At 70.2% G+C, this 25,643-nt stretch carries 22 protein-coding genes, 1 rRNA gene, 3 pseudogenes and 1 riboswitch; of the genes and pseudogenes, 15 read left to right on the top strand and 11 right to left on the bottom strand.

Annotation, left to right across the window (positions count from 1 at the left end; all coding sequences use genetic code 11):
• The 11 genes from rrf to AB0I54_RS33695 form a co-directional block, all read left to right on the top strand.
• Positions 1-95, top strand: a 5S ribosomal RNA gene (rrf, locus tag AB0I54_RS33745); the annotation flags it as partial.
• Positions 96-202: 107 nt separating this feature from the next.
• Positions 203-811, top strand: coding sequence for a CDP-alcohol phosphatidyltransferase family protein (locus AB0I54_RS33740; RefSeq protein ID WP_363300037.1), 609 nt, complete (start codon positions 203-205; stop codon positions 809-811).
• 112 nt (positions 812-923) lie between these two features.
• Positions 924-3,419: a mannose-1-phosphate guanyltransferase gene (locus AB0I54_RS33735; RefSeq protein ID WP_363300036.1), complete on the top strand. Its 2,496-nt coding sequence runs from the start codon at positions 924-926 to the stop codon at positions 3,417-3,419.
• Between the two features lie 168 nt (positions 3,420-3,587).
• The gene (locus tag AB0I54_RS33730) at positions 3,588-4,427 is read left to right on the top strand and encodes a DUF881 domain-containing protein (protein WP_363300035.1); all 840 of its coding nucleotides are present in this window, start codon (positions 3,588-3,590) and stop codon (positions 4,425-4,427) included.
• Entirely contained in the window at positions 4,424-4,756 is a 333-nt protein-coding gene (locus AB0I54_RS33725; RefSeq protein ID WP_006134295.1) for a small basic family protein, read from the top strand. Before AB0I54_RS33730 ends, AB0I54_RS33725 begins: the two co-directional genes overlap by 4 nt.
• Before the next feature lie 5 nt (positions 4,757-4,761).
• A complete protein-coding gene (locus tag AB0I54_RS33720) occupies positions 4,762-5,598 on the top strand; it encodes a DUF881 domain-containing protein (protein WP_363300034.1) in 837 nt (278 codons plus the stop codon).
• Between the two features lie 130 nt (positions 5,599-5,728).
• Positions 5,729-6,619: an FHA domain-containing protein gene (locus AB0I54_RS33715; RefSeq protein ID WP_363300033.1), complete on the top strand. Its 891-nt coding sequence runs from the start codon at positions 5,729-5,731 to the stop codon at positions 6,617-6,619.
• A 17-nt stretch (positions 6,620-6,636) separates the two neighbouring features.
• Positions 6,637-7,374, top strand: coding sequence for a MerR family transcriptional regulator (locus AB0I54_RS33710; RefSeq protein ID WP_363300032.1), 738 nt, complete (start codon positions 6,637-6,639; stop codon positions 7,372-7,374).
• A gap of 86 nt (positions 7,375-7,460) precedes the next feature.
• Positions 7,461-7,934 carry a bifunctional nuclease family protein gene (locus AB0I54_RS33705; protein ID WP_026253112.1) on the top strand — a complete coding sequence of 158 codons (474 nt, stop codon included), beginning with the start codon at positions 7,461-7,463 and terminating at the stop codon, positions 7,932-7,934.
• A gap of 260 nt (positions 7,935-8,194) precedes the next feature.
• On the top strand, positions 8,195-8,878 hold the full coding sequence (locus AB0I54_RS33700) for a MerR family transcriptional regulator (protein WP_363300031.1): 684 nt from the start codon (positions 8,195-8,197) through the stop codon (positions 8,876-8,878).
• A gap of 80 nt (positions 8,879-8,958) precedes the next feature.
• The gene (locus AB0I54_RS33695) at positions 8,959-10,437 is read left to right on the top strand and encodes a DNA polymerase IV (protein ID WP_363300030.1); all 1,479 of its coding nucleotides are present in this window, start codon (positions 8,959-8,961) and stop codon (positions 10,435-10,437) included.
• 343 nt (positions 10,438-10,780) lie between these two features.
• Here the strand turns inward: AB0I54_RS33695 and AB0I54_RS33690 are convergent, their stop codons facing one another.
• Entirely contained in the window at positions 10,781-11,152 is a 372-nt protein-coding gene (locus tag AB0I54_RS33690) for a PRC-barrel domain-containing protein (RefSeq protein ID WP_316764935.1), read from the bottom strand.
• Between the two features lie 114 nt (positions 11,153-11,266).
• Positions 11,267-11,362: riboswitch (glycine riboswitch) on the top strand.
• A 175-nt stretch (positions 11,363-11,537) separates the two neighbouring features.
• Between AB0I54_RS33690 and gcvP the strand changes: the two genes are divergently transcribed.
• A complete protein-coding gene (gcvP, locus tag AB0I54_RS33685; RefSeq protein WP_363300029.1) occupies positions 11,538-14,423 on the top strand; it encodes an aminomethyl-transferring glycine dehydrogenase in 2,886 nt (961 codons plus the stop codon).
• A 101-nt stretch (positions 14,424-14,524) separates the two neighbouring features.
• Here gcvP and AB0I54_RS33680 read toward each other — a convergent pair whose 3' ends face one another.
• The 6 genes from AB0I54_RS33680 to AB0I54_RS33655 form a co-directional block, all read right to left on the bottom strand.
• Entirely contained in the window at positions 14,525-14,944 is a 420-nt protein-coding gene (locus tag AB0I54_RS33680; RefSeq protein ID WP_363300028.1) for a TOBE domain-containing protein, read from the bottom strand.
• Positions 14,945-14,972: 28 nt separating this feature from the next.
• Positions 14,973-16,064 carry an ABC transporter ATP-binding protein gene (locus AB0I54_RS33675; protein WP_363300027.1) on the bottom strand — a complete coding sequence of 364 codons (1,092 nt, stop codon included), beginning with the start codon at positions 16,062-16,064 and terminating at the stop codon, positions 14,973-14,975.
• Positions 16,061-16,213 carry a hypothetical protein gene (locus AB0I54_RS33670; protein ID WP_363300026.1) on the bottom strand — a complete coding sequence of 51 codons (153 nt, stop codon included), beginning with the start codon at positions 16,211-16,213 and terminating at the stop codon, positions 16,061-16,063. Before AB0I54_RS33670 ends, AB0I54_RS33675 begins: the two co-directional genes overlap by 4 nt.
• 23 nt (positions 16,214-16,236) lie before the next feature.
• Entirely contained in the window at positions 16,237-17,103 is an 867-nt protein-coding gene (locus tag AB0I54_RS33665) for an ABC transporter permease (protein ID WP_363300025.1), read from the bottom strand.
• Positions 17,100-17,936, bottom strand: coding sequence for a molybdate ABC transporter substrate-binding protein (modA, locus tag AB0I54_RS33660; protein ID WP_363300024.1), 837 nt, complete (start codon positions 17,934-17,936; stop codon positions 17,100-17,102). Before modA ends, AB0I54_RS33665 begins: the two co-directional genes overlap by 4 nt.
• A 407-nt stretch (positions 17,937-18,343) precedes the next feature.
• The gene (locus AB0I54_RS33655) at positions 18,344-18,739 is read right to left on the bottom strand and encodes a helix-turn-helix transcriptional regulator (protein ID WP_363300023.1); all 396 of its coding nucleotides are present in this window, start codon (positions 18,737-18,739) and stop codon (positions 18,344-18,346) included.
• A 117-nt stretch (positions 18,740-18,856) separates the two neighbouring features.
• Here AB0I54_RS33655 and AB0I54_RS33650 point away from each other — a divergent pair, with 117 nt between their 5' ends.
• A complete protein-coding gene (locus tag AB0I54_RS33650; RefSeq protein ID WP_363300022.1) occupies positions 18,857-19,456 on the top strand; it encodes a DUF1707 domain-containing protein in 600 nt (199 codons plus the stop codon).
• Here the strand turns inward: AB0I54_RS33650 and AB0I54_RS33645 are convergent.
• From AB0I54_RS33645 to AB0I54_RS33635, 3 genes and pseudogenes are all read right to left on the bottom strand, one after another.
• Positions 19,434-19,952 carry a hypothetical protein gene (locus tag AB0I54_RS33645; protein ID WP_363300021.1) on the bottom strand — a complete coding sequence of 173 codons (519 nt, stop codon included), beginning with the start codon at positions 19,950-19,952 and terminating at the stop codon, positions 19,434-19,436. The two genes, AB0I54_RS33650 and AB0I54_RS33645, sit on opposite strands and share 23 nt — an antisense overlap.
• A gap of 135 nt (positions 19,953-20,087) precedes the next feature.
• Positions 20,088-22,046: an APC family permease gene (locus tag AB0I54_RS33640; protein ID WP_363300020.1), complete on the bottom strand. Its 1,959-nt coding sequence runs from the start codon at positions 22,044-22,046 to the stop codon at positions 20,088-20,090.
• Positions 22,047-22,598: 552 nt separating this feature from the next.
• Positions 22,599-22,733: pseudogene (locus tag AB0I54_RS33635) on the bottom strand (hypothetical protein); the annotation flags it as partial.
• A 522-nt stretch (positions 22,734-23,255) separates the two neighbouring features.
• Here AB0I54_RS33635 and AB0I54_RS33630 point away from each other — a divergent pair.
• Positions 23,256-24,668 (top strand): hypothetical protein, encoded by a 1,413-nt coding sequence (locus tag AB0I54_RS33630; RefSeq protein WP_363300019.1) that lies wholly within the window; start codon positions 23,256-23,258, stop codon positions 24,666-24,668.
• A gap of 3 nt (positions 24,669-24,671) precedes the next feature.
• On the opposite strand, the pseudogene AB0I54_RS33625 reads toward AB0I54_RS33630, so the two are convergent.
• Positions 24,672-25,049: pseudogene (locus tag AB0I54_RS33625) on the bottom strand (Na+/H+ antiporter); the annotation flags it as partial.
• A 163-nt stretch (positions 25,050-25,212) separates the two neighbouring features.
• Here AB0I54_RS33625 and AB0I54_RS33620 point away from each other — a divergent pair.
• Positions 25,213-25,575, top strand: a pseudogene (locus AB0I54_RS33620) (sensor histidine kinase); the annotation flags it as partial.
• Between the last annotated feature and the right edge of the window lie 68 nt (positions 25,576-25,643).

Raw genomic sequence — 25,643 nt, 5'->3', positions numbered from 1 at the left:
AAACGCCCGGTTACATTCCGAACCCGGAAGCTAAGCCTCACAGCGCCGATGGTACTGCAGGGGGGACCCTGTGGGAGAGTAGGACACCGCCGAACTCCCTTTAGAGCTCCGGCTCTTGGGCACGAAGCCCAGGAGCCGGAGCTTTTTTGTGTTGAGGTAAGGTCAGGGGGCATCGTTGGTTCGTTTCCCAGGAGGCCCCCGGGTGGAGGTCCAGGAGACCCGTGTCCAGACGGACCGGGTCCTCACCATCCCGAACATCCTCAGCATGGCGCGTCTCGTCGGCGTGCCCGTCTTTCTGTGGCTGATCCTCCGGCCGGAGTTCGGGGGTCCCAAGAGTGATGGCTGGGCGCTGCTGGTGCTCGCGCTGAGCGGGATCAGCGACTACCTGGACGGGAAGCTCGCGCGGCGCTGGAATCAGATCAGCAGCCTCGGCCGGCTGCTCGATCCCGCTGCCGACCGGCTCTACATTCTCTCGACGCTGGTGGGCCTCACCTGGCGCGAGATCCTGCCGCTCTGGCTGACCGCCGTGCTGCTGGCGCGAGAGCTGGTTCTGCTGGTGATGGTGGGCATCCTCAGGCGTCATGGTTATCCGCCACCGCAGGTGAACTTCTTGGGGAAGGCGGCCACCTTCAATCTGATGTACGCCTTCCCGTTGCTCCTGCTGAGTGACGGAAGTGGATGGATCGCGTCACTCGCTGCTATTTTCGGATGGGCGTTCGCCGGATGGGGTACAACGCTGTACTGGTGGGCAGGAGTGCTCTACGTGGTCCAAGTCCGCCGCCTGGTACGTGCGGACGCCATGGCCGATTGAGCTCGGCGATTGTCCGGACGTAGGGCTCGATGGCCCGCGGCGGAAAAGTGCGGGACAATCTTGACGGGTGAAGTCGGCTGGACCGTCGTCTCTAGAGGAGGACGCTTCCGACATGAAGGCCGTCGTGATGGCCGGTGGTGAAGGTACACGCCTTCGCCCGATGACCTCGAGCATGCCCAAGCCGCTCCTTCCGGTAGTGAACCGCCCGATCATGGAGCATGTGCTGCGGCTGCTCAAAAGGCATGGGCTCACTGAGACCGTCGTAACCGTGCAGTTCCTGGCCTCGCTCGTCAAGAACTACTTCGGTGACGGCGAGGAGCTCGGAATGGAGCTCACATATGCCAACGAGGAGAAGCCACTCGGTACCGCCGGAAGCGTCAAGAACGCCGAAGAGGCGTTGAAGGACGATGCCTTCCTTGTCATCTCCGGCGATGCCCTGACCGACTTCGACCTCACCGAGCTGATCAACTTCCACAAGGAAAAGGGCGCGCTGGTCACGGTCTGCCTGACGCGTGTGCCCAATCCGCTGGAATTCGGCATCACCATCGTCGACGAAGAGGGCAAGGTCGAGCGTTTCCTCGAGAAGCCGACCTGGGGCCAGGTCTTCTCCGACACGGTGAACACGGGCATCTATGTCATGGAGCCCGAGGTGTTCGGCTATGTCGAGGCCGATGTTCCCGTGGACTGGTCGGGCGATGTCTTCCCGCAGCTCATGAAGGAAGGCAAGCCGGTGTACGGCTATGTCGCCGAGGGCTACTGGGAGGACGTCGGTACGCACGAGTCGTATGTGAAGGCCCAGGCAGACGTCCTGGAGGGCAAGGTCGACGTCGACATCGACGGGTTCGAGATCTCCCCGGGTGTATGGGTGGCGGAGGGTGCCGAGGTGCATCCGGACGCGGCTCTCCGGGGGCCGCTCTACATCGGTGACTACGCCAAGGTAGAGGCCGGCGCGGAAATCCGTGAACACACCGTCGTCGGGTCGAACGTGGTCGTGAAGACGGGCGCGTTCCTGCACAGGGCCGTCGTGCACGACAACGTGTACGTCGGGCAGCACAGCAATCTGCGGGGCTGTGTCGTCGGAAAGAACACCGACATCATGCGGGCGGCCCGGATCGAGGACGGCGCGGTCATCGGCGACGAGTGCCTGATCGGCGAAGAATCGATCGTCCAGGGCAACGTTCGGGTCTATCCGTTCAAGACCATCGAGGCCGGTGCCTTCGTCAACACGTCGGTCATCTGGGAGTCCCGGGGCCAGGCGCATCTGTTCGGCGCGCGGGGGGTGACCGGCATCCTGAACGTCGAGATCACGCCGGAACTCGCCGTGCGGCTCGCAGGCGCCTACGCGACCATGCTCAAGAAGGGCTCCACGGTCACCACGGCCCGCGACCACTCCCGGGGTGCCCGTGCGCTGAAGCGTGCCGTGATCTCCGCGCTGCAGGCCAGTGCGATCGACGTACGGGATCTGGAGAACGTACCGCTGCCCGTGGCCCGGCAGCAGACCGCTCGCGGCAGTGCCGGCGGGATCATGATCCGGACCTCACCGGGTGTGCCGGACTCCGTCGACATCATGTTCTTCGACGGGCAGGGGGCCGACCTCTCGCAGGCGAGCCAGCGCAAGCTGGACCGGGTGTTCGCGCGGCAGGAGTACCGCCGTGCGTTCCCCGGTGAGATCGGTGACCTGTACTTCCCGGCGAGTGTCTTCGACTCGTACACCGGGTCGCTGCTGCGGAACATCGACACCACCGGGATCGCCGAGTCGGGGCTCAAGGTGGTCGTGGATGCCTCGAACGGCAGCGCCGGGCTCGTACTGCCCAGCCTGCTCGGAAAGCTCGGTGTGGACTCGCTGACCATCAATCCCGGCCTCGACGAGTCCAGGCCGACGGAGACGGCCGATGTCCGGCGGTCGGGGCTGGTGCGCCTCGGCGAGATCGTGGCGTCGTCCCGGGCCGCGTTTGGCGTGCGCTTCGACCCCGTGGGCGAGCGGCTGTCCCTGGTGGACGAGAAGGGCCGAATCATCGAGGACGACCGGGCTCTGCTCGTGATGCTGGACCTGGTGGCCGCGGAGCGGCGCAGCGGACGTGTGGCGCTGCCGGTGACCACGACCAGGATCGCCGAGCAGGTGGCCGCCTACCACGGCACCCAGGTCGAGTGGACCACCACCTCTCCGGACGACCTCACGCGCGTGGGGCGTGAGGAGGGGACGATCTTCGGCGGGGACGGCAAGGGCGGCTTCATCGTCCCGGAGTTCAGCGGTGTCTACGACGGTACGGCGGCCTTCGTACGGCTGATCGGGCTGGTGGCGCGGACGCAGCTCACCCTCAGCCAGATCGACGCGCGGATCCCGCGGGCGCACGTTCTCAAGCGGGACCTGGCCACGCCATGGGCCGTGAAGGGACTGGTCATGCGGCGGGTCGTGGAGGCGGCCGGAGACCGCTCCGTCGACACGACGGACGGAGTGCGCGTCGTGGAGACCGACGGGCGCTGGGTGATGGTGCTGCCCGACCCCGCCGAGGCGGTCACGCATCTGTGGGCGGAAGGGCCGGACGACGCCTCCGCACAGGCCCTGCTCGACGAATGGTCGGCGATCGTGGACAGCGCCGGACGGTAAAACCCGCTGCACGCGCGCGTGCCGGACAAGTGTCCCCCAAGGGGGCCTGTCCGGCACGCCGGTGGGGCCATTCGGAGGTACTGGTCGCGACGTGCGACGATGTGCGGCATGCCGCAGCAACCCCCCGTTCGGAGCACGGCCTCGCGGCCGTCGCGCCCGGACGCCTCCATGTCGTTGATCACCAACGTCATGGATCACAGCCTCGACGACGGGTACGCCGAGGCCGCCGCCCGGAAGCAGTCCCAGGGCGAGGGCGGCATGCCGAAGACCCTGAGGGCGAAGCTCGGTCTCGCCGGCGGTCTGGTGCTCGCGGCGCTGGTCGTGACCGTCGGCGCGGCCCAGGCGCGCGTGGCGGCCCCGGTCGTCGCCAAGGAGCGGCAGGAGCTGATCGACCGCATCGACCGGGAGACCTCGTCGGCGGACAAGCTGGAGGGCACCGTCGACAAGCTGCGCGACGACGTGAGCGCGCGCCAGCGGGAGGCGCTGAAGCACAGCGGTGGCAGCGGCCAGGCGGACCTGGTGGGAATCCTGTCGGGCGCCACGGCGGTGCACGGCCCCGGTGTGAAGCTCGTCGTGAACGACGCGAAGGAAGCCACCACGGGCGGCAACGCCGGCAATCCGCGCGAGACCACCGATTTCTCCGACACCGGCCGGGTGCGCGACCGTGACATGCAGCGCGTCGTGAACGGACTGTGGGCCTCCGGGGCCGAGGCGATCTCCATCAACGGGCAGCGGCTGACCGCCCTGTCCGCGATCAGGGCCGCGGGTGACGCGATACTGGTCGACAACAAGCCGCTGGTGCCGCCCTACACGGTGCTCGCGGTGGGGGACGGGGACAGGTTGAGCACCACGTTCCAGAACAGCGCCGACGGGCTGTATCTGCATGCCCTGGAGGAGAACTACGGCATCCGGACCGGCATCTCCACGGAGAGTGACGTCCGGTTGCCCGCAGCACCGAGTGTGATCGTACGTACAGCACAGCCGAGCACTGAGAAGGGCACATCGTGATCGCCGTACTGGGCCTCATCGTGGGAGTCGTGGCCGGCCTGTTGGTCCGTCCTGAGGTTCCGGCGGTCGTCGAGCCTTATCTGCCGATCGCCGTCGTCGCGGCGCTCGACGCCGTCTTCGGTGGCCTGCGGGCCATGCTCGACGGGATCTTCGACGACAAGGTCTTCGTGGTGTCGTTCCTGTCGAACGTGGTGGTGGCCGCCCTGATCGTTTTCCTGGGCGACAAGTTGGGCGTGGGGGCGCAGCTGTCCACGGGTGTCGTGGTGGTGCTCGGCATCCGGATCTTCTCCAACGCGGCGGCGATCCGGCGCCACGTGTTCCGGGCGTGAGAACGATGAGCAACGAGGACGAGCAGCCGGAGAACAGGCTGCGCAAGGAACTGCCCGCGGAAGTGCCCGCGCCGGCCCCCGACGCCGAGCAGGCGGCGGAGGAGCAGCCCGAGGCCCCGCTCACGGGCCGCCAGCGGTTGGTGAAGGGCTTGTGGCCGCCGCGGTTCAGCAGGGCCCAACTCATCGTCGCCCTGCTGCTGTTCGGCCTCGGCTTCGGTCTGGCCGTGCAGGTGGCGTCGAACAGCGACAGCGACAGCGCGCTGCGTGGTGCCCGTCAGGAAGATCTCGTTCGCATCCTCGATGAACTGGATGACCGTACTCAGCGTCTTGAGGACGAGAAGCAGGGACTCGAGAAGCAGCGGTCGGAACTGCAGAGCAGCTCCGACCAGGCGGCCGAGGCCCGCAGGCAGACTGCTGAGAAGGAGAAGCAACTCGGCATTCTGGCGGGCACGGTGGCCGCGCAGGGTCCCGGCATCACGATCACGATCGACGACACGAAGGGGACGGTCCAGGCGGACATGCTGCTCGACGCGATCCAGGAGCTGCGCGCGGCAGGTGCGGAGGCGATCGAGGTGAACGGCGTCCGGGTCGTCGCCAACACGTATCTGACGGACTCCGGCAAGAGTGTGAGCGTCGACGGGAACAAGATCAACGCCCCCTATCGTTTCAAGGTCATCGGCAAGCCGCAGGACCTCGAACCGGCGCTCAACATCCCCGGAGGCGTGGTGCAGACCCTCGAGAAGGAGCAGGCCGTCGTGACCGTCGAGCGGTCGACCAAGATCGTGGTTGACGCCTTGCGGGCGGCGAAGCGGCCTGACTACGCTCGGTCGTCCTCCCAGTGAACCGGTGGTGCATGAGGGCCGTCCGGCAGGGGCATGAGGTTGCGGGGGGTCGGCGCACCGAAGAGGTGGCGCGTGGTGGAAACTGTCTGGTGGATACGGACGTTGTGAAGGTGTCCGGGTCGACCGGTGTATGCAATCAGGGTTCGTCCTGCCCCACGGGCGGGTCTGTTTCGGTCAAGGGGAATCGCCCGTGAAGTTGTTTGCGAAGTTGTTCGGCAAGAGCGCGCGAGAGGGCAGCGACAACGCGACCGCTCGTCATCGCGCACAGCCTGACGCAGAGGGCCAGCGTCCGCTGTTCCGTGACCAGGTCCCTGGTCCGGGTGGTGACATTTCCGGCGGCCAGGGCGCGCCGTCTGTTGACCCTGCCCAGGCTGGCGGCATAGGTTTCGGGCAACCGTCAACCTCAAGTACGGGTGGAGGGTTTGCCCCCGACCCGTATGCGTCCAATGCCCCCGCGGGGCAGCCGCGGCAGGAGGATCCGTCCATGTCGGTCCTGGTGTGTACGAGGTGCGGCAACCGGAACGCGGAGAACGCCCGGTTCTGTTCCAACTGTGGTGCCCCGCTGCGCGCGGGCGTGGCGCCGGAGCGTGCGTCCGAGACGACGTCCACGATCTCCATCTCCGGTCTTGAGGCCTACGACGCCGAGGTCACCGGTCAGACGCAGATGCCGGCGCTCTCTCCCGAGGCGCAGGCGGCCGTGGACGCACTACCGATGGGCTCGGCGCTGCTGGTGGTGCGTCGCGGGCCGAACTCCGGCAGCCGCTTCCTGCTGGACGGCGAGCTGACCACGGCCGGGCGTCACCCGCAGAGCGACATCTTCCTGGACGACGTGACGGTCTCGCGCCGCCACGTCGAGTTCCGGCGCTCTCCGGACGGTTCCTTCACGGTGGCCGACGTGGGCAGTCTGAACGGCACGTACGTCAACCGCGAGCGGATCGACCAGGTCGCCCTGTCGAACGGTGACGAGGTGCAGATCGGCAAGTACCGGCTGGTCTTCTACTCGAGCCGGCAGGGCATCTGACCCGTCAGGGAAGGTCCATGCTTCAAACACCGAGCGGCGGTGCCGGGCACGGTGCCGCCGCCGCGGACAGTGGGCTGATGAGCATCGGCACGGTGCTGAACATGCTGCGCGGCGAGTTCCCCGAAGTCACCATCTCCAAGATCCGCTTCTTGGAGTCGGAGGGGCTCATCGAGCCGCAGCGGACGCCGTCGGGGTACCGCAAGTTCAGCGCCGGTGACGTCGAGCGTCTGGGCCACGTCCTGAGGATGCAGCGGGACCACTATCTGCCGCTCAAGGTGATCAGGGAGCACCTGGACGCCGTGGAGCGCGGCGAGGCCGTGCCGCTGCCGGTCGTGGGGCGTCAGCGGGACGGCGAGACCGTCCTGGAGCCGTGCGACACGCCCACGGCGGCCCTGATCGGCCGGGCCGAGCTGCTGGCTGCCGCGGAGATCGACGAGAGCGCCCTTCAGGAGTGGGAGTCGTACGGGCTCATCGCCCCGCTGGAGGACGGCGTGTACGACGCGGAGACGGTCACCGTGGCCTCGCTCGTCGCCGAGCTGGGCCGGCACGGGATCGAGCCGCGGCACCTGCGGGTGATGAAGGCCGCGGCGGACCGCGAGGCAGGCCTGGTGGACCAGGTGGTGGCCCCTTTGAAGCGGCATCGCAACCCGCAGACCAGGGCCCACGCCGAAGCGCGTACGAAGGAGCTGGCGGCGCTCACCGTGCGGCTGCACGCCGCCCTGGTGAAGACCGCTCTCGGGGTGCGTCTGCCGTGAGCGGCGGCGGTGCTCGACAGGCCGTATCGGCCACCCGTTCCCGGCCCGACTACCCAAACGTCCCGGGCACGGCCTAGGGTTGCTGTGTGAACGAGCTCGATGTCGTAGGTGTCCGGGTCGAAATGCCCTCCAACCAACCGATCGTGCTCCTGCGCGAAGTGGGAGGCGACAGGTACCTCCCCATCTGGATCGGGCCGGGGGAGGCGACGGCGATCGCCTTCGCCCAGCAGGGCATGGCCCCCGCGCGACCGCTGACCCACGACCTGTTCAAGGACGTGCTGGAGGCCGTCGGCCAGGAGCTCACGGAAGTGCGCATCACCGACCTGCGTGAAGGCGTCTTCTACGCGGAGCTGGTCTTCGCCAGCGGGGTCGAGGTGAGTGCCCGCCCGTCCGATGCCATAGCGCTGGCCCTGCGCACCGGAACGCCGATCTACGGCAGTGACACGGTGCTCGACGACGCGGGCATCGCGATTCCGGACGAGCAGGAGGACGAGGTCGAGAAGTTCCGCGAGTTCCTCGACCAGATCTCACCCGAGGACTTCGGCACCAGCAGCCAGTGAGGGGGGGCGGCCGTCCGGCGGACGCGGTCCGTGACGGTTCGGTCGGCGCCCTGTTACGGACGGGATGTCGGCAAATGCCACCGGCCATTGAGAGCGTCCTACGGACCCCCGCGAGAGCATTCGGCTAGCCTTTCCCCGCGGTGGGGCACGGGAAACCACTCCTAGGGTGATTATCACTCGGCGTGCCGAGTGTGGCGATCGTTGACGCACCCCTGGTGACTGCCTACCGTCGAGAAGGCAGGTCAAGGACGGAGGTCGGCGTGAGAAGCAGCGGCGACGGTACGGCTGGGGGTGCCCCCGGACGCGGTTTCGGGGAGAGCGGTCCGTACCCTCCCTCAAGCTCTCAGCTGCGTTCGAGCAGGGGGTACGCCCATCCCGGCGGCGCGGTCGGCCACGCCCCCCAGCGGTCCTCGGCCGTGCCGAACAGCGGAGGGGCGGGGCCCATGGCGTCCGAGGAGATCGGCTACCGCGGTCCGACGGCCTGCGCGGCCGCCGGCATCACCTACCGGCAGCTCGACTACTGGGCCCGTACGGGCCTGGTCGAGCCGAGCGTGCGGCCCGCGTACGGGTCGGGCACGCAGCGTCTGTACAGCTTCCGGGACGTCGTCGTCCTGAAGATCGTCAAGCGGTTCCTGGACACCGGGGTCTCGCTGCAGAACATCCGTACCGCCGTCGTGCACCTCAGAGAACGCGGTTTCCGCGACCTGGAGCGCATGACGCTGATGAGCGACGGCGCCACGGTGTACGAGTGCACCTCGCCGGACGAGGTGCACGCCCTGCTCCAGGGCGGTCAGGGCATCTTCGGCATCGCGGTGGGCGTGGTGTGGCGGGACGTGGAAAGCGCGCTCTCCCAGTTGCACGGTGAACGCATCGACACGGGCGAGACCCTCGTCGGGCACAACCCCGCCGACGAACTCGCGCGGCGGCGCAACCGGGCCGTCTGAGGCGAGGTCCCCGGGCGCGGCCGACCGTGCCCCCGTCCCGCTCCGGGGCAATGTCAGTGGCGTGGTGCAGCATCGGAGTTGTGAGAAACGCGCCCACGATCCTGCATCTCGACATGGATGCCTTCTTCGCCTCGGTGGAGCAGGCATCCAAGCCGAGCCTGCGCGGGAAGGCCGTCGTCGTGGGCGGGCTCGGACCTCGCGGCGTGGTCGCCACGGCGTCGTACGAGGCGCGGGTCTTCGGGGTCCACTCGGCGATGCCCATGGCCCAGGCGCGCCGGCTGGCTCCGAACGCGGCGTATCTCGTGCCGCGCTTCGGCCTGTACCGGACGGTCAGCGAGCAGGTGATGGGGCTGCTGCGGGAGCTGTCCCCCCTGGTGGAGCCGCTGAGCCTGGACGAGGCGTTCATCGATCTGGAGGCCGGGGGAGCGGCCTGGGACGAGGAGTCCGCGCGGCTGGCCGGGGCCAAGCTGCGCGCGGACATACGGGCCGTCACAGGGCTCACCGGGTCGGTGGGGCTCGCGGCATCGAAGATGCTCGCCAAGATCGCCTCCGAGCAGGCCAAGCCAGACGGGCTGGTGCTGATCGAACCCGGGACCGAGCGGGCGCTGCTGGGCCCCATGTCGGTGCGGACGCTGCCGGGGGTCGGCCCGGCGACGGGCGACCACCTCCGCAGAGCCGGGATCACCACGGTCGACGAGATCGCCGAGGCGGGCGAGGACGAGCTCGTACGGCTGCTGGGCAAGGCGCATGGGCACGGGCTGTACGCCATGGCGCTGGCGCACGACGAGCGGCCCGTGGTGGCCGAGCGGGAGACCAAGTCGGTCTCGGTCGAGGACACGTACGACGTGGACATCCACGACCGGCTCAGAGTGGGTCTTGAGGTGCAGCGGCTCGCCGAGCGGTGCGTGCGGCGGCTGCGCGGGGCGGGGCTGTCGGGGCGGACCATCGTGCTGAAGGTGCGGCGGTACGACTTCTCCACGCTCACCCGGTCCGAGACGCTCCGTGGGCCCACGGACGATCCGGCGGTGGTGCGGGAGGCCGCCGCGCGGCTCCTCGACTCGGTGGACACGACGGGCGGTGTACGGCTGCTCGGTGTGGGCGTCTCCGGGCTCGCCGACTACACACAGGAGGACCTCTTCGCGCAGGCGGCGGGCGAGCGGGCCGACGCGGCGCCGGAGGAGAGCGTGGCCGAGCCCGCACCGGAAAGCCCGGCACCCGCCGAGCGGCACTGGTCGCCCGGTCATGACGTGCGGCACAGCGAGTACGGACACGGCTGGGTGCAGGGCAGCGGCCTCGGGCGGGTCACCGTGCGCTTCGAGACGCCGGACTCGGAGCCCGGGCGGGTGCGGACGTTCGGGGTCGACGACGCGGACCTGGAGCCGGCGGATCCGTTGCCGTTGGTCCCAGACGTGGGAGAGGGGGACGCCGAGGGGCGTCTTGGGCGAGCCCGGGTCGGAGAGAGCGCGGGCGACGAGGCCGAGGGCATATCAGGGGCGGCTCGCGGCGGCGAGCCGGAGCGGAGCACGGGGGAGCCCCGGGCCGCGACGACGCGGCCGTGAGGCACCGCCGGGAACGGCCGGAGAGCGAGGGCGTGCCGCCCTCGCTCTCCGGCCGTGCCGGGTCGGTCGACCTGGAGCTGGAGTCCGCGGGTCGTTCGTGGATCTTGCCGCCGGGACAGGAGCCCGCGTGCGCGCATCGGAGGGTCAGGCCCCACCGGGGGCTCACGGCGGGCGTCGGCGGGCTTGGGGGCGGAGCAGGGTGGCCGTGCGTCGCCGGGGCCGGTGCGGCTCGTCGCCAGGTCGCGGAGCCGTGGCGACGCCGTGGCTCCGAGCTTGGGCAGGCGCCTCTCAGAGGCTGCTCCGGCTCCGCCTCCGCTTCCTCGGTCGGTCCACCCTTTCGGCCTCAGGTCTCGTCCGTGCCTGCCAGGTTGCCGAAGTCGTGGTCGGGGAGGCGGGGCGGTGGGGCCACGTCCAGGCCGTAGTGGTGGTAGAGCTGGAGCTCCTGCTCCGGGGAGAGATGGCGGCCCACGCCGAAGTCGGGCGCGTCCTTGATGAGGGCTCGGTCGAACGGGACGTGGAGGGTGCCCTCGACCAGTTCACTGGGCTCCAGCGGGACGAAGGCGTCCCGCGAGAACAGGCCGGTGCGTATGGCCGCCCACTCCGGCACGCCGGTCGCGTCGTCGAGGTACACCTCGTCGATCGTGCCGATCTTGGTGCCATTGCGGTCGAACGCCTTGCGGCCGATCAGGTTGCGCGGATCGATGTCGGTCTGCACGGGCCCTCCACTTGGTCGCAACTCATCCGTAAGCACTACAAAAGAGCACAATCAAGGAGGCGGCCACTCGAAGGCCCGGGCGTTGACCTCGCTGGTAGTCTTGCAAACGGCTGCTGACCCCGTGCGGGAGAGTCCTCCGGACATCACCGGAGGCGCCGAAGGAGCAAATCCTCCCCGGAATCTCTCAGGCTCACGTACCGCACGGACGAGGTCACTCTGGAAAGCAGGGCGGGTGTCGACGGCTTCCGCTCTCACCGACGGTGAAAACCGGTGCCTTCGGGCGACCCGGTGAAGCTCTCAGGTTGAGATGACAGAGGGGGAGGCCGTCGGGGTACCCGTGCCGGGGTGCCCCTCGAAGGTCGCGTCAGACCAGGAGGCCTCCGCAATGACCGCCCATCGCATTCCGCTCACCGAGCTCGAACAGGGCATCCCCTTCGAACAGCGCCACATCGGGCCCGACCAGGAGGCGCGGGCCAAGATGCTCGCGCACGTCGGTTACGGCTCGCTCGACGAGCTCACCGCCGCCGCGGTGCCGGATGTGATCAAGAACGCCGACGCGCTCGACCTGCCGGGTGCCCGGACCGAGGCCGAGGTGCTCGCCGAGCTGCGCTCGCTCGCCGACAGCAACCAGGTGCTCGGCTCGATGATCGGACTCGGGTACTACGGGACCTTCACCCCGCCCGTCATCCTGCGCAACGTGATGGAGAACCCCGCCTGGTACACGGCCTACACGCCCTACCAGCCGGAGATCTCCCAGGGGCGCCTCGAAGCCCTGCTGAACTTCCAGACCATGGTCGCCGACCTCACCGGCCTGCCGACCTCCGGCGCCTCCCTCCTCGACGAGGGCACGGCCGCCGCCGAGGCTATGGCGCTGTCCCGGCGCATGGGCAAGAACAAGAAGGGCCTGTTCCTGGTCGACGCGGACGCGCTGCCGCAGACCATCGCCGTGATCGCGACGCGTGCCGAGCCGGCCGGCGTCGAGGTCGTGGTCGCCGACCTCAGCGACGGCATCCCGGCCGAGTTCGCCGAGCGCGAGATCAACGGCGTGCTCGTCCAGTACCCGGGCGCCTCCGGTGCCGTACGGGACATCAAGCCGGTCATCGACCAGGCGCACGAGCTGGGCGCGCTCGTCACCGTCGCCGCCGACCTGCTCGCGCTGACCCTGCTGGTCTCGCCGGGCGAGCTCGGCGCGGACATCGCCGTCGGCACGACCCAGCGCTTCGGCGTCCCGATGGGCTTCGGCGGACCGCACGCGGGCTACATGGCCGTGCACGAGAAGTTCGCGCGCAGCCTGCCCGGGCGCCTCGTCGGCGTCTCCGTCGACGCGGACGGCCACAAGGCCTACCGGCTCGCCCTGCAGACCCGTGAGCAGCACATCCGCCGCGAGAAGGCGACCAGCAACATCTGCACCGCGCAGGTGCTGCTGGCGGTGATGGCGGGCATGTACGCCGTCTACCACGGGCCGGAGGGCCTCAAGGCCATCGCGCGCCGCACCCACCGCTACGCCACGATCCTCGCCGAGGGCCTCAAGGCCGGCGGTGTCGAGATCGTCCACGGCGCCTACTTCGACACGCTGACCGCCAAGGTCACCGGCCGCGCCGACGAGATCGTCGCCGCCGCCCGGGACAACGGCGTCAACCTCCACCGGGCCGACGCCGACCACGTCTCCATCGCCTGCGACGAGACCACCAACAGGGCCCAGCTGGCCGCCGTGTGGTCGGCGTTCGGCGTCGAGGGCGACATCGAGGCGCTGGACGCGGCGACGGCGGAGGCCCTGCCGGGCGCGCTGCTGCGCTCCGACGCCTACCTCACCCACCCCGTCTTCCACGAGCACCGCTCCGAGACCGCGATGCTGCGCTACCTGCGCAAGCTGGCCGACCGCGACTACGCGCTCGACCGCGGCATGATCCCGCTCGGCTCCTGCACCATGAAGCTGAACGCGACCACCGAGATGGAGCCGGTCACCTGGCCCGAGTTCGGTCAGCTGCACCCCTTCGTGCCCGCCGAGCAGGCCGAGGGGTACCTCACGCTCATCCGTGAGCTGGAGGAGCGCCTCGCCGAGGTCACCGGCTACGACAAGGTCTCCCTGCAGCCCAACGCCGGCTCCCAGGGCGAGCTGGCCGGTCTGCTGGCCGTCCGCGGCTACCACCGCGCCAACGGCGACGAGCAGCGCACCATCTGTCTGATCCCGTCCTCCGCGCACGGCACCAACGCCGCGAGCGCCGTGATGGCCGGGATGAAGGTCGTCGTCGTGAAGACCGCCGAGGACGGCGAGATCGACGTCGAGGACCTGCGGGCCAAGATCGAGCAGTACCGCGACGAGCTCGCCGTGCTCATGATCACGTACCCGTCCACCCACGGTGTGTTCGAGGAGCACGTCGCCGACATCTGCGCCCAGGTGCACGAGGCGGGCGGCCAGGTCTACGTGGACGGCGCCAACCTCAACGCCCTGGTCGGCCTCGCCAAGCCCGGCCACTTCGGCGGTGACGTCTCCCACCTCAACCTGCACAAGACCTTCTGCATCCCGCACGGCGGCGGTGGTCCCGGCGTCGGCCCCGTGGGCGTACGGGCGCACCTCGCGCCGTACCTGCCGAACCACCCGATGCAGCCCGCGGCCGGCCCGGAGACGGGTGTCGGGCCGATCTCGGCGGCACCGTGGGGTTCCGCCGGCATCCTGCCGATCTCCTGGGCCTACGTCCGGCTCATGGGCGGCGAGGGGCTCAAGCGGGCCACGCAGGTGGCCGTGCTGAGCGCCAACTACGTCGCCAAGCGTCTGGAGCCGCACTACCCGGTGCTCTACACCGGCCCCGGCGGCCTCGTCGCGCACGAGTGCATCATCGACCTGCGTCCGCTGACCAAGGCGACCGGCGTGAGCGTCGACGACGTCGCCAAGCGGCTGATCGACTACGGCTTCCACGCGCCGACGATGTCGTTCCCGGTGGCCGGCACGCTGATGATCGAGCCGACCGAGTCCGAGGACCTGGCCGAGCTGGACCGGTTCTGCGATGCGATGATCGCGATCCGCGCGGAGATCGAGAAGGTCGGCTCGGGCGAGTGGCCGGCCGAGGACAACCCGCTGGGCAACGCGCCGCACACGGCGGCCGCGCTGGGCGGGGAGTGGGCGCACGCCTACAGCCGCGAGGAGGCCGTCTTCCCGGCCGGGGTCTCGGCCGCCGACAAGTACTGGCCGCCGGTGCGCCGTATCGACCAGGCCTTCGGTGACCGGAACCTGGTCTGCTCGTGCCCGCCGATGGACGCGTACGAGGGCTGACCGGCCTGAGAGTGCATGCGTGAGGGCTCCCACCCCGGCCGGGGTGGGAGCCCTTCGTGTGTCACGCGGTCCCTAGGGGTGTCACGCGGTCCCCTCGCGTGTCACGCGGTGGCGAGGGACACCTCGGTCGCCTTGATCAGTGCGACGACGGGGGACCCGGCCGTCAGGGCGAGGTCGGCGACGGCGTCCCTGGTGACCGCGGCGGTCAGCGCACCGCCGTCGAAGGCCAGCTTGACCGAGGCCATCGCGCTGCCGGTGGCGATGTCGGTGACCGTGCCCGGGAGTTGGTTGCGGATCGACACTCCCTCGACCGGGCCGGTGGCGAGGGCGACCTCGGTCGACTTCACCAGGGCCCGTACGGCCGAGCCGGGGGCCAGGCCGAGTTCGTGCACGGCCTCCAGGGTGATCGCCGCGGTGAGGGCCTGGCCGCCGGCGAGACGGATCCCCACGGTGGCCATCACCTCGCCGGGGGTGATGGCGGTGACGGTGCCGGGGAGTTGATTGCGGATGCTCAGCGTCATGAGCACCCACCGTAGGGCGCCGGATGGCTTATGCCGGGTATGCGTGGGTCTGCGTCGCCTTGACCGTCGCCCAGACCGGTGCGCCCGGGTGCAGGTCGAGTTCGGCGGCGGCGACCGTGGTGAGGTCGGCGGCGAGCGGGAGGTCGCCGGTGAGGTCGGCGCGGATCTGGTCGCCGTGGGTCTCCAGACCGGCGACCTCGCAGCGCCACAGGTTGCGGGCGCTGGATCCGGTGGGGCGGTCCCGGTAGAGGGTGACGGCGCCCGGCGGGAACGCCACGAAGACCGGTCCGGTGAGGTCTTCCGTGGTCGTGATGGCGGGACCGGCGTCCAGGCGGACCGTGTGTCCGTCGGCGGTGCCCTTGTAGAGGTTCAGACCGACCAGCTGCGCGATGTAGTCCGTGCGCGGACGGCGGGCGATGTCGGCGGGGGAGCCTTCCTGGACGACGCGGCCGTGCTCGATCACGACCAGGCGGTCGGCGAGCACCATCGCGTCCAGCGGATCGTGGGTCACCAGGACGGCAACGGCCTCGAAGTCGGCCAGATGGCGGCGGAGTTGGGCGCGCACCTCCAGGCGGGTGCGGGCGTCGAGGGCGGCGAGCGGCTCGTCCAGGAGCAGCAGCCGGGGGTGGGTGGCCAGGGCGCGGGCCAGGGCGACGCGCTGTGCCTGGCCGCCGGAGAGGCGGCGGGGCCTGGCACCGGCGTGCTCGGCCAGGCCCATGCGCTGCAGCCAGGCGGTGGCCTGCGCCCGGGCCTCGGCCTTGGTCGCGCCCTGGCAGCGCGGGCCGAAGGCCACGTTGTCCAGGGCGGACAGATGCGGGAAGAGCAGATAGTCCTGGAAGACGACGCCGACCGGACGGGACTCCGGGGGTGTACGGTCCAGCGAGGTGCCGTCCAGCCGCAGGTGGCCGCCCGTGAGCCGCACGAGGCCGGCGAGCGCCCGCAGGGCCGTGGTCTTTCCGGCGCCGTTCGGGCCCAGCAGCGCGACCACGTCGCCCGGGGCGGCGGCCAGCGTCACATCGAGCCGGAAGGAACCCTGGTCGACGACGAGCCGTGCGTCGAGCCCGGCACCGCGGACGCCCTCGGCGACGAGCCCGGCGGTGGTGTCGTCGATGTCGGTCATGGGGCGCACATCCAGAGGTCGAGCGGGTTGACGGCCGCCCGTCGGGCGCGGTGCGGCGCGGGGACGGACGCGTTCGTACGGGTGCCGGGGCCGGGGCCGCCGGGGTCCGTGCCGGTGTGGCGCGCGGCCGTGGTGGTGCGTTCGGACACGATCGTACGGCGACCTGCGCTTCTCACGACGTCGTCAGCCAGCGGTCGCGCAGTCCCGCCAGGACCGCGATCGACACGGTCAGCAGCACCAGGCTGAGGGCGATGGCCGCCTCGGGGTCGTTCTGCAGGGCGAGGTAGACGGCCAGCGGCATGGTCTGGGTGCGGCCGGGGAAGTTGCCGGCGAAGGTGATGGTGGCACCGAACTCGCCGAGCGCGCGCGCCCACGCCAGGACGGAGCCCGCGGCGATGCCGGGGGCGATCAGGGGCAGGGTGACGCGGCGGAACGCGGTGAAGCGGGAGGCGCCCAGGGTGGTGGCCGCCTCCTCGAAACGCGGGTCGGCGGCGCGCAGGGTGCCTTCGACGCTGATCACGAGGAACGGCATCGCGACGAAGGCCTCCGCGACCACGACCCCCGCCGTGGTGAACGGCAGCGTGATCCCGAACCAGGAGTCCAGCCACTGGCCGACGACGCCGTTGCGGCCGAGCCCGAGGAGCAGGGCCACACCGCCCACCACCGGGGGGAGGACCAGCGGCAGGGTCACCAGCGCCCGTACGAAGCCGCGTCCCGGGAACTCCGTGCGGGCCAGCAGCCAGGCCAGCGGTACGCCCAGGATCAGGCTCACCGCGGTCGCCGCGGTCGCGGTGATCAGGGAGAGCTGGAGCGCCTGCCACACCTCGGTGCTGGTCAGCTGGTCCGGAATGCTGCTCCAGGGGGCCCGGACGAGCAGGGCGACCAGGGGAAGCAGCAGGAACGCCAGGGCCACCACGCCGGGGAGCAGCAGCGGCAGCGGTACTCCGCGGCCGGTGCGGCCCGTCCGGCTCCGGCCGCGCCGGCGTCGCGGCTCACCCGTCAGGGTGTCCGCGGCACCGGACTTGTCCAGCGAGGTCACGGCTTGAGGAACCCGGCCGCGGACAGGACCTGCCGGCCCTCGGCGGACTGCACGAGCGCGATGAACTCCTTGGCCGCCGCGGCGTTGTCGGCGTTCTTCAGCAGGGCGATCGGGTAGTCGTTGACGGCGTTGGCCGACTCGGGGAACTCCACACCCTCCACCTTGTCACCTGCCGCCTTCACATCGGTCTTGTAGACCACCGCGGCGTCGGCCTCCTTCAGCACCACCTTGTTGAGGGCGGACTTGACGTCCTGCTCGTAGGAGACCGGGGTGAGCTTGAGGCTGCTGGCGTCCAGGGCCTTCTGCGCGGCGGCGCCGCACGGCACCGCCTTGTCGCACAGGACGACCTTGAGGTTCGACTTGGTGAGGTCCTTGAGGGAGGCGACCTTGTCGGGGTTGCCCGGCAGGGTGGCGATCTCCAGCTGGTTGCGGACGAAGGTGACGGGTGTGGTGGCCGCGTCCTTCTTGTCCGTCACGATCGCCATGGTCTTGGGGCTGGCGGCGGCGAAGACGTCGGCGGGGGCGCCGGAGGTGATGCTGGCGGCGAGGGTGTCGCTGCCGCCGAAGTTGAAGCTGACCTTGGTGCCCGGGTGCTGCTTCTCGAACTCCTTGCCCAGGGTCGTGAAGCTCTCCTTGAGCGAGGCGGCGGCGAAGACGGTGACCGTGCCGGACAGCTTGGGTGAGGCGGACGTCGAGGTGTACGACTTGCCCGACGAGTCGGAGGAGGCGGAGGAGCCGTCGGAGGAGGAGCAGGCGCTCAGCGCTATCAGGGCTGCGACTCCTGCACCGGCCACCTGCAGCATCCGCCGGGTCCGGCGCGCGGAACGGGTCATCACGATCTACTCCTCTGTTCCTTCGGGAAAAGCGGTCGCGCCCTTCCACGGCCGCCGATCGACGCCCGTGCGGCGATGATACTGCCGCATATGCAAGGTGCAGGTCTCCTGTTGCATCGCATGAGCGGGGATCATCGCGAAGTGTGGTATGCATGTGCGTTTGTACTGGGGTCTGACAGGGCACGGTCAAGTCGGAGGTGGTCGCACGTGACGTTCGCGGAACTCGCCCTCACCGGTGACCTGGCCCGGCGCAAGGACCGGCTGCGCTTCCTCGTCGCCGTCAGCGGTACGGACGGCCATCACGCCCTGCTGTCCTGAGCCGAGATCGACCCCGATTTCGCCCACCGGTGCGGTCGTACCCGGCCGTGCGCCGGCGTCGGCCCGGTGAAGCGGACGCCCGTCGCCGTTCAGACGCGGTCGATGTGCACGTTCGTCGACTTCACGCGGGCCGTGGCCTCCATGCCGACCTCCAGGCCCAGTTCCTCGACGGCCTCCCGGGTCAGCAGGGAGACGAGTCGGTGGGGGCCCGCCTGGATCTCCACCTGAGCCGCGACGTCGCCCAGCTTGATCGCGGTGACGATCCCGGGGAAGGCGTTGCGGGCCGAGGTGTACGGGGTGTCCTCCTCGATCGCTCCCGCCTTGGCGAGCTCGACCGAGAACGCGGCCAGGTCCCTGCCGTCGATGAGCCGACGTCCGCCCTCGTCGCGGTGGGTGGTCATCCGGCCGGCGTCGGCCCATCGGCGGGCGGTGTCCGGGCTCACGCCGAGCAGCCGTGCCGCCTGGCCGATCGTGTAGGACTGCATGCGGATCACGATAGGGCTACGGGCGGGAACGGTGGACGTGGGGTTGGCCGTTGGGTATAACGCGATATAGCGTTAGTTCCCGTGGGTGCGTCCGTACGGTCTGATCGGGGTGAGGGAATGTCGGCTGAGCTCTTGCGCAGCGAGGGTGCGTCGCCCGAGGTGCGGGCCTCGCACGCGGACCGGGACCGGGTGGTGGACGTGCTGACCGTCGCCGCGGGGGACGGCAGACTCACCGCCGAGGAGCTCGACGAGCGAGTGGAGGCCGCGCTGTCGGCCCGGACACTGGGCGAGCTGGCGGCGTTGACGACGGACCTGCCCGATGCGGACGGGCCCGCCCCGGTCAAGGACGTCGTCCGCATCGAACAACAGGGCGGCTCGGCCTCCCGCCAGGACGACTGGGTGGTGCCGCGGCGGATGGAGGTCGAGTCTGCCTGGGGTGATGTGACGCTCGACTTCACCCGGGCGGTCATCACGCACGACACCCTGCGCATCGACCTGGACATGCGCGGCGGCACGCTGCGGCTGGTGACCCGGCCCGGCGTCGTCGTGGACACCGACTCCCTGGCGCTCGGCTACGCCAAGATCAAGACGCGTCCGGCCGGTGACCCGGGGACGCCGGTCGTCCTGTGCGTGGAGGTGTGCGGCCGTATGAGCTACGGCCGGGTCGTGACGCGCCCGCCGCGCAGGGGATGGGTCAGGAGAGCCCCGAGGCCTTGAGGACCACCCGTGCGGTCGAGTCGTCTATTTCGTGGCCCAGTCGTTCCAGTACGTCCGTGCCCTCGCGGAGCGTGCCGTGTTGCTGTGAGCGGCGTGCGCCTGTGTCCAGTTCGTGCCAGAGCAGGGGGTTCGCGACGAGGACGCGTGGGTCGACCTCCAGGCGGCGACCGTGGGTGTCCCGCAGGACCAGGCGCGAGGAGACGTCGCCGTACTGCCGTACGGTCACCAGCGCGTCGGTGCGGATGGTGTGCCGTCGTGCGAGACCGTGCACCGACAGCCGGCCGGGACCGGCGGTGACGCGGTGCGGCAGCAGGACGCAGAAGGCCGCCGCGGACAGGGCGATCCACAACAGGGCCCGCAGGCGGGTCAGGGTGCCCGCGTCCCAGTCGACCAGCAGGGCCATGCCGAGGAAGGCGAGGGCGCAGCCCAGAGCGAACCGGGCGCTGCCGCGCCAGTGGCGGTCGCCGGCCGGGCTCACGCGTCCACTCCGTCGCATGAGTCGACGCTAAGGTCCCGGTCGGGCCGGGACTCGGATCGCTGACGGAGCCCTGACGCGGTCGGGCCGGATCTTGACGCGATCCTGACGGCCGGGCCGGGTGGGCCGGGCCGTCAGGAACCACCGAAGTCCGACTCAGCCCGTATGGACGCGCGGGCGCAGTGCGCGGTTGGGCTCCGCCTCGCGCAGCACCTCGCGGGTGACCGGGGCGACCTCGCCCTGGCCGAAGAGGAAGAAGCGCAGGAAGTTGGCGAAGGGGTTGCCCTCGGTCCACTCGAAGTAGATGTGCGGGGTGCAGCCCGTCGAGTCGCGGACGTGCAGGAGCAGCGCCGCCAGGGCGTTGGGGATGGAGGAGGACTCCAGGGTCAGCACGCGGTAGCGGTTGTGGAGCACCTCGCCGCGTACGGTCAGGCCCGCCTCGAACTCGGAGGGGTCGGTGACCGTCACCTCGACGAAGACGAAGTCCTCGTGCTCCGGGAACTCGTTGTCCTCGCGGATCTGCTCGATCTTGTCCCGGTACTCGGCCTTGTCCCGACGGTCGGGCTCATTGGCGATGAACCGCATCTTGCGGCTGGCCATGTCCCGGACGAATCGTTCCGCCATGCTGTCCAGCTCGACATGGGTGACACGGAGCTCGAAGGCCCGTGCCAGCCGGGACAGCAGTGAGACCAGGATGATGCCGGCGATGAAGCAGGCACCGATCTTCACACCGTCCGGACGCTCGATGACGTTCACGACGGTCGTGTAGAGGAACACCGCGGAGATCACCCCGAAGGCGATCGACCAGTTCCGCTGCCCGGCCTTCCGCGCGGCGATGGTCACCGCGATCGCCGCGGAGCTGATCAGCACCAGCACACCGGTGGCGTAGGCGCCGCCCTGCGCGTCGACGTCGGCGTCGAAGATCCAGGTGACCAGGAAGGCGATCAGCGTGAAGACGATGACCATGGGGCGCACGGCGCGCGCCCAGTGCGGGGCCATGCCGTAGCGGGGCAGATAGCGCGGCATCAGGTTGAGCAGACCCGCCATCGCGGAGGCACCGGCGAACCAGAGGATCGCGATGGTCGAGACGTCGTACACCGTGCCGAAGGCGTTGCCGATGTACTCGTGCGCCAGGTAGGCCAGCGCACGGCCGTTGGCCTGGCCGCCGGACTTGAACTCGTTCTCCGGGATGAGCAGCGTGGTGATGAAGCTGGTGGTGATCAGGAAGCCGCTCATGATCACTGCGGCGGTGGTCAGCAGCTTCTTGGTGTCCCGGATCCGGCCGGTCGGCCTCTGCTCGGTGTCACTCGGGTCGCCCTCGACGTGAGGCATGACGGCGACACCGGTCTCGAAGCCGGACAGGCCCAGGGCGAGTTTCGGGAAGACGATCAGGGCCAGCCCGATCATGACGAAGACGTTCCCGTGCTCGGCGGTCAGTGCGGTCGTCCAGTCCGTGACCACGTGGCCGGCGGTGACGACGTGCCACAGGCCCACGATCACGACGACGACGTTCAGCGCCAGGTAGATGCCGACCAGGGCGACCGCGACGCCGATCGCCTCCAGGAAGCCCTTGAGGAAGACCGCGCCCAGCAGCGCCACGAGGAACAGCGTGATCACCATCTGCTGGCCGTGCAGGACGCTGGTCAGATGCGGGTTCTCCACGAGGTGGGTGGAGGCGTCGGCGGCCGACAGGGTGATGGTGATCAGGAAGTCGGTGGCGGCGAAGCCGAGCAGCGTCAGGACGAACAGCTTGCCCTGCCAGAAGGACAGCAGCCGCTCCAGCATGGCGATGGATCCCTCGCCGTGCGGGCTCTCCTCGGCCACCCGCCGGTAGACCGGCAGCGCGCCGGCCAGGGTGACTATGACGAGCACGATCGTGGCGATCGGCGACAGCAGGCCGGCCGCCAGGGCCGCGATGCCCGGCTGGTAGCCGAGGGTGGAGAAGTAGTCCACGCCGGTCAGGCACATGACCCGCCACCAGCGCTGGCCCTTGTGAGCCGGCTCCGGTTCGGCCTCGGCTGCGCCGTGCTGGCCTGCCCCCTTGCCCATGTCGGACAGGCCCTCCAGCATCCAGGCCCGTAGGCGACTGGGCGGAGGGTGTTCGGTCGTGGCCATCGGCCTGCTCCTTGTGCGGCTCAGCGTGTTTCCGGCCATCACGCGGACGGCGGCACCAGCGTATGCAGAGCGTGACGCGTGGGCCCACGGATCAGGGGGCGGTGGGCGTCAAACTTGCGTTAAGAATCGCCTGGCGGGAGGCGGTGGCGCGGCAAGAAGCGGAGGCCGGGACGCGGTCGTCCGGCATTGGACTGTATGGGGGAGGACCGGCTCGCGCGTCGGGGACGGACACCGAGCGTCATCGCGTAGAGCAGCCCCTGGGCAGCCCGGGATCTGCGGGGGCGAGGTGGTGCGCGTCGATGCGGCTGCGCACCGGCGGCCGACGGCTCGTGCCGAACGAACGGCGGAGTCAGCTCTGGCCGGCCTTGCTGCCAGCAGGATGTTCAGGGCGATCTCGTTCGGGGTCTTCTGCCGGGAGGCGCCCTCGACCAGGGCGATCATCCGGTCCAGAAAGCTGTGCCCGGGGCGTGCGCTGACCCGGACCACGATCCGCTCCGACAGAACGGTCGTGCCGCCCGTGACGCCGCTGCGGTCGCCGCCCGACTAACGGATCACCGGTGCCGACTCGCCGGTGATGGCGGATTCGTCCACCGCCGCCACCCCGTCGACGACGTCGCCGTCCGCCGGGATCATCTCGCCCGCCCCCACGATCACGAAGTCCAGCGGCTTCAGCTCAGTGGCGGCGACCGCCGCCGTGCGGGCCGTGCCCACGTTCGTGCCGTAGCACCGGTTCAGCAGCAGCACCGGAGCGGTGAGGCCGCTGACGCCTGCGGCCTCTTCGGGTGGCCGACGAAGGATCTATCCGCGAGCGCACCCTGAACACCCCAGCTCAGCAAGGAATTTGCGGTTCTCGTACGGGCAGGGCGAGGGCGCCGTCAAGGCCACGTCAAACCCGCCTGAGGAGGCGTCAGAGGAGCGTCAAGGGCGACCGCTTGTGGCCGGATCGGGTCGCAGACTGATCGGCACGGGGGACGGGCGACCGTCCGTGGCGTGTACGTGGGAGGGTCCGTGACGATCCCCAAGCTCTCGACTTCGCTCGAACAGGGGAGATCCCGATCGGCCGGCACATCGCACAGATCTCGGGCGGGAGCTGTGGGGCAGCCATCGCTGCCGGCGGCCGTCCCGCCAGGGCCAGGGGGCAGTCCAGGGCCGCGGCCAGAGGGGGAGCCGCGGACGCAACGTCCGGGGCGGCGCCCGAGGCAGCAGGCCGTGGCCGCGCGGGCCGCTCTGCGCCGCCGCTACTGGGCCACCGTGCCCGCCCGGCTGCGCCTTCTGCGCGCGGCCACAGTCCTGTTCGCCGCAGCCCTGACCGTGGTCCTGGCCGTCGCCGGGCTCGCCGCGGGCGGCACCTGGGACGGCGTGGCCGACCGCGAAGCACCCCGCACCACCAGCGCCGCCGACCTCAACCTCGCCCTCAACGACATGGACGCGCAGGCCGCCAACATCCTGCTGTCGAGCGGAGACGCGGGCAGGGGCGAGCTGGCGACACCGCACGCCAAGGCCGTCGGCTTCTACGGCGACGCCCGGCGCGAGATCGGCCACGATCTGCGCACCCTCGCGGTGGCCGCCCAGGGCGACCGGGCCGACGAGAAGACGGTGGAGTCCCTCACCGACGACTTCGCCGAGTACCAGGAACTCATCGGCCGGGCCCTGGAGAACGACGGCCGCACCGGCGGCAAGCCCGACGCGCTCACCGACTACCGTGACGCCACCGACCTGCTGCAGAGCAAACTCCTGCCCGAGTCACGCACGTTGGTGGCCTACAACAACGCGGCCTTCAACGCCCGTTACTCGGCGGCCCGTTCGGCCCTCGCCGCCCAGCTCGCCGCGGTCCTCGCCCTCGGCCTGCTGCTGCTCGGCGCGCTCGGCGTCCTGCAGTGGTACCTCACCCGGCGCTTCCACCGGATCATCAACCCCGGTGTCCTGGCCGCCACGGTCTGCACACTCGTCTCGGTCGGCCTCGGCTGCCAGGTGCTCGCCGCATCCGCCGAGAACCTGCGCGTGGCCCGCCATGACGCCTTCGACTCCGTCGTCGCACTCTCCCGCGCCCGCGCCATCGCCTACGACGCCAACGCCGACGAGAGCCGGTATCTCCTCGACCCCCGGCGCCGTACCCAGTACGAGCAGTCCTTCCTCGCCAAGTCGCAGAAGCTGTACGGACTGAGGGGCGCGACCCTCTCGACGTACGACGCCGATCTTGCCACCACCTGGAAGGACTACCGGGCCGACCATGCGAACCCGCGCTTCACCGGCGAGTTCCGGCGCGAGCTCGACAACGTCACCTTCCCCGGGGAGCGGGCCGCGGCCGAGAGGACGGTGGAGTCGTACGCCGTCTACGAGCGCGACGACCGGAAGATCCACGCGCTGCTCGCGGCGGGCAAGGAGCGCAAGGCGGTCGAGTTCTGCATGGGCTGGGAGTCGGGTACGTCCAACGCCCACTTCGGGGCGTGGATGGCCGCTCTGGACGACGTGACCGACATCAACCGCGCTCACTTCAGGTCTTCCGTGACGGACGGCCGTGCCAAGCTCACCGGGCTGCTGCCCTGGGCCGCGGGCCTGCTGCCGGCCGCGATGTTCCTCACCGCGCTCGGCCTGCGGCCGCGGCTGGCCGAGTTCCGCTGACCGCTCGTACAGCCGCCGCAGCTCCGCGGCTATCAGGTCGCGGCGGAGCTGCCGGTGGGCCACGTCGGCGGATTCAGCGGGCGGCGGCCTCCTCGCGTTCCGGGCGGTCGGGTTCCAGGGCGATGCCGGAGCGGCGGACCACCGGGGCCAGGGTGAGGCCCTGCACAACGAGGGTGACCACCACGACCGAGGCGGTCAGCATCAGCACCAGCACCAGCGGCCGGTCCGCCAGGGCGGCACCGCTCTTCGTGGTCTCGGGGATCGACAGCGCCGCCACCAGCGGCACCACCCCACGGTGCCCACCCAGGTCAGCACCATCGGCACCCGCCAGTTCAGGCGCTGGATGCCGCCCTTGCGCTGCACCACAGCCGACAGCGGTGCGCCACTGGCGCGCGAAGGTCGCCACCACCGTGGGGCCCTGACGGAGCCACCCTGGCTCCCAGCCGACCAGACTTCCCGGCACACCGCCTTCACCCTGTCCGGCCGGAGCCCGTCAAGACAGTGTCAACGTCGTCGTCAGTGGCGCCAGGGACGCGTCAAGACGGGCAACGCGGCCCGGCACAGCCCGCCCGGCACCAAGGTGCTGGTGACCGGCAGCGTCCTGGCGGGGCGGGCCGAACTCCGCGTCGTGGACCGGGGACCCGGGCTGCCGGCCACCGGCCGGGACCGGCTCTTCGAGCCCTTCCAGCGGCTCGGCGACACCGACAACACCACCGGACTCGGTCTGGGACTCGCCCTCGCCCGGGGCCTGACCGAGGCCATGGACGGCACGCTCAGTGCCGAGGACACACCGGGCGGCGGCCTGACGATGGTCTTGTCCCTCCCGCTGGCCGAACGAGCCGAACGAGCCGAACCCGTACCGAACCCGCATCCTCAGGATGCACAGAGCGTAGGAGGTGCCCCGTGAGCACCATGACCGGCATTCGGCGCCCGCACGGTCCCGTGCGTGAATACCGCGTGGCCGCCGACCGCTGC

It is taken from the genome of Streptomyces sp. NPDC050625 (assembly GCF_040654755.1).
GTDB lineage: Bacteria > Actinomycetota > Actinomycetes > Streptomycetales > Streptomycetaceae > Streptomyces.
This window is presented reverse-complemented; position numbering and strand designations above follow the sequence as displayed.